We start from the raw sequence: 6,195 nt of genomic DNA on the forward strand, positions 1-6,195 counted from the left end.
CTGATTCCGAAGGAGAGCTAGTTGATGAGCGTATTCCGCGTCAAGAAGACACTGGTGAGAACCGTGCTGGTGGTTGGGTTCGCGGCGGGACTGTCCGCGACATTGCAGGGTTGCTTTCTGGCCGTTGCCGGCGCGGCGGGCGGCGGCGCGCTGGTGGCGACCGACCGGCGCACGCTCGGCGCGCAGACCGAGGATCGCGAGTTGCAGGTGAAGGCGCTCTCGCAGATCAGCCAGAATCTGCCCGACAGCGCGCACGTCAACGTGACGGTGTTCAACCGCCGCGTGCTGCTGACCGGCGAAGTGGCAGGAAATGCGTCGAAGCAACGCGCGGAGAGCATCGTGCGTGGCTTGAACAACGTTAACACGATCGTCAACGAACTGGCGATCATGCCGGCGAGCTCGTTCTCGTCGCGCACCAATGATACGTACCTGGAAACGCGCGTGAAGACCGCGCTGATCGCCGAGAAGAACATTTCGGCGAACAACTTCAAGGTCGTGGCCGAGCGTGGCTCGCTGTATCTGATGGGTCTTGTCACGATGGACGAAGGCAATCGCGGTGCTGACGTCGCGAGCCGCGTACCGGGTGTGACGCAGGTCGTGAAGGTGTTCCAGTACATCCAGCCGCAAGAAGCGGCGGCGGCTGCCGCTGCAGCGGCGACCGCACCGGTAGCTGCTTCGCAGCCGGACGCGAGCTCGCCGACCGTCGGTGCGATTCCCGATTCATCGGTGAGTTCGCGCCCGCTCGATCAGCAGGCACCGGCGCCGGTCAGCAATTCGAATGCGGTGCATCCGGGTAATCCGGCCGCGACAACGCCATGAAGCGGGGCGTCGCGTTTGTTGCCGCGACGTTGACGGTTAGCGCGTTGGCGGGTGCTTGGGCATCTTCAGCGCGTGCGGCCGACGCGCCGCGTGGTCAGATCGTTGCTAACTCGAATGCCTGCATGGGATGTCACGCGGTGGACCGCAAACTGGTTGGTCCGTCGTTCCAGCAGATTGCTGCAAAGTACAAAGGCGATGCGCAAGCGCCGGCAAAATTGGCGCGCAAGGTGAAGGAGGGCGGCTCCGGCGTGTGGGGCATGATTCCGATGCCCGCGCATCAATCGATGAGCGATGCTGACATTCGCACAGTGGTGGACTGGGTGCTGGCTGGCGCACCGTCGAAGTGATGTTTTGCCCCCCGGGTTTTGCCACCCGGAGGGCTTGGCAAAACGCAAAATGCCTGTGCTAGAATTGTTTGCACGTTGGGGGGGTAGCTCAGCTGGGAGAGCGTCGCGTTCGCAATGCGAAGGTCGGGAGTTCGATCCTCCTCCTCTCCACCATTTTTTGCAGTAAAAACAACGTACTACGTCTTGCGATGTAGTGCGTTGTTTTGCATTTGACAGCACTATTTGGCACTCGCGTTGTGCCAAATTTGTGCCAGCAACGTCCCGTCTCATGTTCTCCAGCGTGCTCAACATTGCCCGACACTGCTGTGTAGATCCCACGAAGCCGAGAAGTTTCGGTTTGCCGGCCGAAGGCTACGGAGCGGCGGGGCAGCGGCAGCGTCAAAACTCGCAGGATTTGTGCGGGGAGCCGTTGAAACAGGAGACATATTTTTGCATCAAGTGTAGGGGTATGCTTTACCCACAAAGTGCAGCCATATGCTTTACAACCGAGCCGACGTTAAGTCGTCGGCCCTGAACAATTCATTTCCCGAGCGACCGACGTCACACCATCACGTCGGTGGCAATGCAGCGGTTAAGTAAAGCGGCGAGAATGAAGACACAAAGAAGCCGCAGCTTCCTCAGGATCATCCGGAGGTTGTGACCAGCGCCGCACAGCACCGCGTGCATCGCGTCGCCCAGCGCACCTTTGAGCCAGTTCCTGCCGAGTTTTCCGTCTGTCTTCATGTGACCGATGGTTGGCTCGATCGCGCTGCGCCGTCTGATCATCGCGCGTAGCCCGCGTGTGATGCCCCGGCGCAAGCCCGGGTGGTAGATCTTCACGCCATCGACCGCGACACCCTTGTAGCCACGGTCAACGATGGCAACTTCCGGCGTGGTGTCGCTCAGGATTGCCGCCTGTTCCAGTGCTTCAGCCAGTGTGTGACCGTCGTACGGATTGCCTGGCATCGAGCGCATGCCAACAACCAGGCCTTCCTTATGGGTCGTCGTGATCGACACCTTCACGCCGAATTCGTAGGGTGTGCGGGCTTTGCCTTTCGCCAGACATTCAACTTCCGGTGCGTGTAGCGCGTAGAGCTTGTTTTTGTCCTTCTGCTTCTGCGCCAGGATGCGCCTCGTGCGACCAATCAGCTCCAGCAGTGCCGCCCGGCCCGGGTCTGCCACCTGGGCGACCTGTCGCTCCACATCGCGCATCACCCGTCCAACGCGCGAGCGCAGCGTACGCAACGCTTTCCTCATGCGTTTGTACTGCTTCGCGTGAGCGTAGCGGCCAATCTGCAGCCCCAGACGCGGCGCCTCGCGGTTGTAGTTCTGCCGCAGCTTCAGGCCGTGCCGTGCCGCAGCCCTCACCAGATGTTCGCGACACCGCTCGAGCAATCGCGAATCGGTTGGATGGGCGATCGCCTTCTCCATGACTGTCGTATCGACAATCACGCGCTTCACGCTCGAAGCTTTGATAACACCAGCACGCTTTGCTGCTTCGATCGTCTCGGCCAGCAACTCTTCAACGCCGGCTTCGCCCAGTCGTTTGCGCCAACGCGTCAGGCTCGACGGGTCAATTGGCGGCTCGGTCTGCAGGTACGTTTCGCCCGTGAACACCTGCCAGTACGGATTCTCCACCCATTGCCAGACGACCTCTTCGTCGGACAGATCGAATGCGTGCTGCAAATACAGCAGCCCCGCAATCAGACGTGGCGAACTCGCTGGTCGCCCCCTGCCTGATACGAAGCTCTCGCTCATCGACACGCCTAGCCGACCCCAGTTGATCAGCTCAGTCAGGCGCACCAGGGGATGCTTCAGGTTGATCTGTTCGCGCAGCGGTTGCCGGAAGAAATCTCCCTCCGTCACAGGCGTCTTCGGACCCATCTGCACCTCGTCGAAAAATGCAGGATTCACGCGTTAATGTACTGAGATGGACCCGACGCCCCCTTCGGGGCACACTGACTTCCCAATCTGGACAAGTTGGAGTTCATCATGGAAATCCACATCCTTGGCATTGATCTGGCCAAACAGGTCTTTCAGCTGCACGGTGCCGACCGCCGCGGTTGCGCGGTGCACCGCGCGAAGGTTTCCCGCGGCTCGCTTCTTGAGAGCGTCAAGACGCTGAAGCCACGAATGGTGGTGATGGAAGCGTGCAGTACCGCGCATCACTGGGCACGCCGCTTCCAGTCGCTGGGCATTGAGGTGCAACTGATCAGCCCGCAGTATGTCGCACCATTCGTCAAAACCAATAAGAATGACCGTAACGATGCGGAGGCCATCGTCGAAGCCGCGTGCCGACCTACCATGCGCTTTGTGAGCATCAAATCGGTCGAGCAGCAAGATATCCAGGCTGCACACCGCATGAGGGCGATCTTGGTGCGCCACCGCACCGCGCTTATTAACCAGATGCGCGGGCTGCTTGGCGAACGAGGTCTGAGCATCTCCCGTTCACCACAAGCCTTCAGACGAGCAATCCCGGAGCTGCTGCGCGCCTGCAGTGAGGAGCTGACATCGTTCTGCCAGACACTGCTTACCGAACTGCTGCAGCACCTCGCCGCGATCGAAGAGCGTCTGCATTTCTTCGAAAGCTCCATCCAGTCGTTCATGAAGCACTCGACGCTTTGCAGGAAGATCGCCCGGGTACCCGGAATTGGCCCGATCACCGCCACGGCTCTCGTTGGCGCAGTCGGCGACGCCCGACAGTTCCGCAACGGCAGACATCTGGCCGCGTGGCTCGGTCTGGTGCCTCGACAGTATTCTTCCGGCGGCAAGCCTCGCCTGCAAGGCATCAGCAGGCGAGGCGACACCTATCTGCGCACGCTACTCATTCACGGCGCACGGGCCGTGCTGCGCTATGTCGCGGGGAAAACGGATGCGCGCAGCGTCTGGCTGCAGCAACTGATCGCACGACGTGGACATAATTGCGCCGCGGTCGCGCTGGCCAACAAGAACGCCCGCATCATCCAGGCACTTCTGAGCGGTGACACGGACTATGTTGCACCGCGCGCAGTCGTTTGAGCGATACCCCTCCAACATCCGGACTATCGGACAATTCATGTGGTTTGCGAAGCTTCTCTAAGTGATGACGAAAATGGTTGAACCAGCATCCTGAAACCTGTGAACCTGGACGGCAGTCCCATAGGACAGGCCGCTAATGTGCTAAGGACAGAATGCGCGGATCTCATCAAGGCTGCGGGCGTGCTTCGGCAAGTCGCCCAACGGCAAGCCGAATACATGCATGCAGACCGTTTCGACATCAGGAAAAAGAAGCTTGCAAAAGGCGTCGGGTCCATACATGCCAGGTTCCTGCAAATCTCACAACACCATTTCGGCCTCAAAGCCCCGTCGCACGAGACTCTCCGAATTATTCAGGCTCGACTAAGTCGGCTTTGTTGCATCTAGACGCAAAACTGAAGGTCCCCGTTCGAATGATCGCGTATCGGGTGACCGGCGATACCGTATCCGTGCTCGGCGTCCACTACAGAGGGCAGGACTATGACGCGCGGTTTCTGGAAGAACCCGAAACGCTGGCTGTGCGGCCATCCGGGTCCATGGTCGAAATCTGGGGGCCTCACACGCAATCAACACACCGGAGGGGCGGTACAGGTAAACATCGCACAACTCGACAGGCTCGCCACCAGTACCAGCAGCAGCGCAACACCAATCACTTTCCTGACCATCACATCCTCCCAGTTCACACCTCGATATATGACGCCGACTGCGACGCCACGAGCTTCGGGGGCGGCGAACACTGACAGATACAAAGATCGTCGCTCAGCGCCGCTTGCCGACCATCCGGCCCGGTCGTTGAAATCCGGGGACCGTCGCACTGAATCTTGCCGATCGTCTTGCACACCGGACACCACACCGGATCGTGCTCGTAGGCCTGCTCCCGGCCATTCAGCATATCCTGCCCGTCACCACCCTGAACGATGCCGCCTACCGTGGTCGTGTCGGCCTTTAGGATGTCGTAGCGTCGCATGTCATCCTCGCTCACAAAGCGCCAGGTCGCAGCCGCAAACTGTTTAACAGCGTATCCCACGTCAGAAGGGCCGCAGCTTCGTCAACAGGCGAAGTCGCCTGCTCGGGTGTCAAATCAGGACTGCTTGCGCCGAGTAGCAATTGAATAGCCGTATGCGGCTTTGCGAGCGTACTCGGGTCGCCTGGCGAGAGCAGATAGAAACGGTACGAGGTGATCTCCCCCTCCTTGAGTTCGAACACCACTTCCTCTGCATCCATCCCAGCGATTACGCGCTTGCCCTGACGCAAAATACGATAGCTGCCGGGCATCCGGTCCATCTGCGCGCGCAATTGCGGAAGTGTCCGTGTCAACGGTTCTTTCTGGTCCGCATCCACCGCGTCACGCATCTGAATTACCAGAAGCGCTGGTCGACCTGGCATCAATGCGAACGACTGGCTGACCTCCTCGGTATAGGTCGATGAACCCGTGACGATCCCGCCGTCGAAGCAGAATCCCGATTCCGTCGGTACGGACCAGTTATCGCGCGCCTTGATGCGGCGGTAGGTATCGCTATAAATATTCTCCGCACTACCAATCGCGGACGAACCAATTCCGCCGGTCGTATGGAAAAGGGTGCCCTTGTCGTAGATATATCCTTCAGTGTCAAATGGTAGCGTAACCCCATCTGTCGCCGCATCCTGGTAGACAAAAACCCTCGAGTCCTTAACTGGAGAAAATGCTTTTTCCAGCCATGAATGACCTGTCTCTTTATTTCTATTGCCCGGGTCTATGCGTCGCTTTGTGTGCAATTCCTTTTCCCGCGCCTCGACTTTCGCTTGGTAGGTTGCGAGTGACACGTTGTACTGGGTTCCTAACTTCTCCCCTCGAAACTCATATCGCTGATTTGAAATTTCGCTCGCCGCTGGCCGGTCGAACACGAAGCGACCGATGCACCACGGACGCGGCTTGGACAGCAAGGGATTAATCATCGTCGGTTCCCCGGAAAACACAATCGAACAGGCGCACGCGCCTACCACGAGCAATAGAAATTTCCTGACATGCCTCAACATGATGGCTCCGGCGCATCCT

Annotated in this window: 6 protein-coding genes and 1 tRNA gene; 4 read left to right on the forward strand and 3 right to left on the reverse strand. The window is 59.2% G+C overall.

What is annotated here, in order from left to right; genetic code table 11:
* The first annotated feature begins 24 nt into the window (after window positions 1-24).
* The 3 genes from VFE81_RS05895 to VFE81_RS05905 all read left to right on the forward strand — a co-directional run bounded on the left by VFE81_RS05895 (window position 25) and on the right by VFE81_RS05905 (window position 1,319).
* The gene (locus VFE81_RS05895; protein ID WP_325043695.1) at window positions 25-819 is read left to right on the forward strand and encodes a BON domain-containing protein; all 795 of its coding nucleotides are present in this window, start codon (window positions 25-27) and stop codon (window positions 817-819) included.
* Window positions 816-1,166 (forward strand): c-type cytochrome, encoded by a 351-nt coding sequence (locus VFE81_RS05900; RefSeq protein WP_325043696.1) that lies wholly within the window; start codon window positions 816-818, stop codon window positions 1,164-1,166. The genes VFE81_RS05895 and VFE81_RS05900 overlap by 4 nt, the downstream gene beginning before the upstream one ends.
* Window positions 1,167-1,243: 77 nt before the next feature.
* Window positions 1,244-1,319, forward strand: a tRNA-Ala gene (locus VFE81_RS05905).
* A gap of 387 nt (window positions 1,320-1,706) precedes the next feature.
* Here the strand turns inward: VFE81_RS05905 and VFE81_RS05910 are convergent.
* Window positions 1,707-3,029: an IS5 family transposase gene (locus tag VFE81_RS05910; protein ID WP_325043701.1), complete on the reverse strand. Its 1,323-nt coding sequence runs from the start codon at window positions 3,027-3,029 to the stop codon at window positions 1,707-1,709.
* A gap of 108 nt (window positions 3,030-3,137) precedes the next feature.
* Here VFE81_RS05910 and VFE81_RS05915 point away from each other — a divergent pair, with 108 nt between their 5' ends.
* The gene (locus VFE81_RS05915) at window positions 3,138-4,163 is read left to right on the forward strand and encodes an IS110 family transposase (protein WP_325043697.1); all 1,026 of its coding nucleotides are present in this window, start codon (window positions 3,138-3,140) and stop codon (window positions 4,161-4,163) included.
* 676 nt (window positions 4,164-4,839) lie between these two features.
* Here VFE81_RS05915 and VFE81_RS05920 read toward each other — a convergent pair.
* Window positions 4,840-5,127, reverse strand: a complete 288-nt coding sequence (locus tag VFE81_RS05920; protein WP_325043698.1) for a PAAR domain-containing protein — start codon at window positions 5,125-5,127, stop codon at window positions 4,840-4,842.
* 11 nt (window positions 5,128-5,138) lie between these two features.
* The coding region (locus VFE81_RS05925; protein WP_325043699.1) for a T6SS immunity protein Tli4 family protein at window positions 5,139-6,195 on the reverse strand (1,057 nt) is incomplete at its 5' end.

The sequence above is a fragment of the Paraburkholderia sp. genome (assembly GCF_035656215.1).
Taxonomy (GTDB): Bacteria; Pseudomonadota; Gammaproteobacteria; order Burkholderiales; family Burkholderiaceae; genus Paraburkholderia.

Coding starts and splice junctions, on each gene's coding strand:
- VFE81_RS05895 (WP_325043695.1), top strand. CDS start 25: ATGAGCGTATTCCGCGTCAAGAAGACACTGGTGAGAACCGTGCTGGTG.
- VFE81_RS05900 (WP_325043696.1), top strand. CDS start 816: ATGAAGCGGGGCGTCGCGTTTGTTGCCGCGACGTTGACGGTTAGCGCG.
- VFE81_RS05910 (WP_325043701.1), bottom strand. CDS start 3,029: ATGGGTCCGAAGACGCCTGTGACGGAGGGAGATTTCTTCCGGCAACCG.
- VFE81_RS05915 (WP_325043697.1), top strand. CDS start 3,138: ATGGAAATCCACATCCTTGGCATTGATCTGGCCAAACAGGTCTTTCAG.
- VFE81_RS05920 (WP_325043698.1), bottom strand. CDS start 5,127: ATGCGACGCTACGACATCCTAAAGGCCGACACGACCACGGTAGGCGGC.